General features: G+C 75.4%; 2 protein-coding genes. Both read right to left on the bottom strand.

The genetic code is table 11. The features are described from left to right. Positions 1–1,410: ABC transporter ATP-binding protein (locus WML84_RS14120; RefSeq protein WP_347346774.1), on the bottom strand; the 1,410-nt coding region annotated here is incomplete at its 3' end. Then, the coding region (locus WML84_RS14115) for an ABC transporter ATP-binding protein (protein WP_347346773.1) at positions 1,407–3,201 on the bottom strand (1,795 nt) is incomplete at its 5' end. The genes WML84_RS14120 and WML84_RS14115, both read right to left, overlap by 4 nt.

Raw genomic sequence — 3,201 nt, 5'->3', positions numbered from 1 at the left:
CGACAGCCCGCCGCCGGCCTCGCCGGCGCGCGTGTCCCAGCCGTCCGGCAGCCGGTGCACGATGGCGTCGACGCGCGCGAGCTCGGCGGCGCGGGCGACCGCCCCGTCGCCGGCGGCGGGGTCGCCGACCAGGACGTTCTCGCGGATGCCGCCGTCGAACAGGTAGGGCTGCTGGAAGACGACGCTCACGAGGGCGCGGCGCGCCGCGGCGGTCAGCTCCCCCGCGTCGGCGCCGTCGACCAGCACGCGGCCGGCGGTCGGGTGCTGGAGCCCGGCGAGGAGGGCCAGCACGGTGCTCTTGCCCGAGCCGGACGGACCGACGATGGCGGTCGTCGTGCCCGCCTCGAAGGCCAGGTCGAGGCGATCGACCACCGCGGGCTCGTCGTCCCCGTAGCGGAACGAGACGCCCCGCAGCTCGATGCGGGGCGCGGCCTCCGGCGCCGCGTCGACGGCGCCGGCCGGGTCGCCGGGCGCGTCGAGCACGTCGCGGATGCGGCGCAGCACCCCGGTGGTGCTCTCGATGCCCGGCGACAGCTCCGCGAGAGTGGTGAACGCCTCCAGGTAGCGGACGATCACCACGATGAGGGCGATCGCCTCGGGCACGGCGACCTCTCCCCGCACGGTGAGGAGCACCGTGACGCCGGCGAGGACGACGAGCGCGAGCTGCGTCGCGAGCCCGAACAGGAGCTGGCCGGGCACCTGCAGACGCAGCACGCGGAGGGCGGCGCCGTGCTGCGCGTCGAGCGCCGCGCCGACCTGACTGCGCGCGGGCTCGGCTCGGCGGGCGGCGCGCAGCGCCTGCTGCGTGCGCGCGAACTCGACGATGCGCTCGGTCAGCGCGCCGTTGGTCTCGGCGGCGGCGCGATCGGCGCCGCGGGTGAGGCGTCCCGACGCGGCGTGCGCGCCGAGCAGCACGGGCACTCCGACGAGGGCGGCGACGCCGAGCTGCCACGAGATCGGGATCAGCGCCACCGCGATCGCGATCGGCAGCAGCACCGCGGCGACGAGCGGCGTCACCAGGTAGGCGACGAGCCCCACGAGCTCGGGTCCGGTCGCGGCGACCGCCTGCCGGGCGGTCGCCGTGTTCGCGGCGTCGAACCATGTGAGGCGGATGCCGGTGATGCGATCGGCCACGGTGGGCTGGCCGGTCGCGAGCAGCCGGAAGCCCAGGCCGTAGCCGAGGCGCACGACGGTCGCGTCGACGGCCCAGCCGACGACGGTGGTGAGCGCGAGCGCCCCCACCCAGGGCCACGCGCGTGCGGGATCGCCGCCGAACAGGGCGGCGACCAGCGGCACGAGCAGCACCGCGCCGGCCGCGCGCAGCACGATCCCCACGACGGTCAGGGTCAGATGGGCCGCCACCGTGCGACGGCTGTCGGCGGGGAGCAGGGAGAGGATCGTGCGGATCATCGGCTCGCCTCCGCGTCCACGGCCTCGGCGCGGGCGTCGACGTCGACCGCGTCCGTGCCCCCGGCATCCCACAGTCGCCGGTAACGACCGCCACGCGCGAGCAGCTCCGCGTGGGTGCCGGTCTCCGCGACGCGGCCGTGGTCGAGCACGACGATGCGGTCGACGCCCGTGACGGTGTGCAGCCGGTGCGCGATGACGACCACGGTGCGCCCCGCGGCGAGGCGGTCGATGGCGCGCTGCACGAGGTACTCCGACTCGGGGTCTGCGTACGCGGTCGCCTCGTCGAGGACGAGCACCGGCGTGTCGGCGAGGAGGGCGCGGGCGATCGTGAGCCGCTGCCGCTCGCCGCCGGAGAGCGCGGCGTCCGGTCCCAGCACGGTGTCGTAGCCGTCCGGCAGGCGGAGCACGCGCTCGTGGATCTGCGCCGCCCGCGCGGCGGCCTCGACCTGCGCGCGGCTCGCGTCGGGCACCGCGAGCGCGATGTTCTCGTGCACGGTGCCCTGCACGAGCTGGGTCTGCTGGAAGACGAAGCCCACGCGCGCGTACAGCTCGTCGGCGGTGAGCGCGCGCACGTCGCGTCCGCCGATGCGGATCGCACCGGCATCCACGTCGTGGAAGCGCGCGAGGAGCGCCGCGAGCGTGGACTTGCCCGATCCGGACGGGCCGACGAGGGCCGTGACCGTGCCGGGCTCGAGCGTCAGCGAGACGTCCTGCAGCACGGGCACGCCGTGGCGGTACGAGAAGCGCACGCCGTCGAACTCGACGCGTCCGTCCGGCGTGGCGGCCTGCTCGCCGCCCGCGACGGTGTCGAGCTCGTCCTCGTCGAGCGCGACCTGGATGCGGCGGGCCGCGAGCAGGCCCGCCCGGAGGCCGCCCAGTCCGAAGCCGATGCCGAGCAGACGCGAGCCGAACGTGGCGCCGAGCAGCAGGAAGGGCAGCAGCGACACCGGCGCCATGCCGCCGGTGGAGATCAGCAGCGTGCCGAACACGCAGATGAGCAGGAGGAACGTGCCCGGACGGTTGGCGAGGTCGATGACGGCCTTCTGACCGGTCAGGGGCCGCTGCCAGTCGTCGAGGAACCGGATGTACTCGCCCAGCCGCGCGCGGAAGGTCGAGGCCGCGGCGCCGCCGAACACGCGCACGACGGGCTGGCCTTCGAGATACGCGCCCGCCTCGCCGTTCATGCGCTCGGACCAGCGCATCGCCTGCGCAGGGCGAGAGCCCGACTGCACGACCATGATCCACATGGCGACGACGTACACGAGCACAGGGATGAGCAGCACGAGCGCGAGCCGCCAGTCGACGGCGAACAGGTAGACGAGCACCGCCACCGGTGCGACGACCGCGGCGACGGCGTCGGGCACGGCGTGGGTGACGAGGTAGTGCAGCGACAGCGTGTCGTCCTGCACGAGCTGCTTGACCGCACCGGAGCCGCGCGCGTCGAACCAGCCGAGCGGCAGCCGCGCGAGGGTGCCGAGCAGTCGTCGGCGCAGTCCGTGGGCGAAGCGCGCGTCGACGCGGTGCAGCCACAGCAGGAGCGCGGACGACAGCAGCACGCCGGCGCCCATGACCCCGACGGCCCACAGTCCGACCGTCCACAGCCGTGACGCGTCGGCGCCCGCGAGCATGAGCCGCGCGAGCTCGACGAGCAGCACGAACGGCGCCAGCTCGACGAGGGTCACGACGGCCTGCGCGACGCCCGCGACGATCAGCGTCCGGCGCAGCGGCGCGATGAGCCGCCCGCCGGCCTGCGCGCGCCACGACCCGCGCGATGCGGGCGACGGTGCGGAT

Source organism: Microbacterium sp. (genome assembly GCF_039812165.1).
Lineage (GTDB): Bacteria > Actinomycetota > Actinomycetes > Actinomycetales > Microbacteriaceae > Microbacterium.
This window is presented reverse-complemented; position numbering and strand designations above follow the sequence as displayed.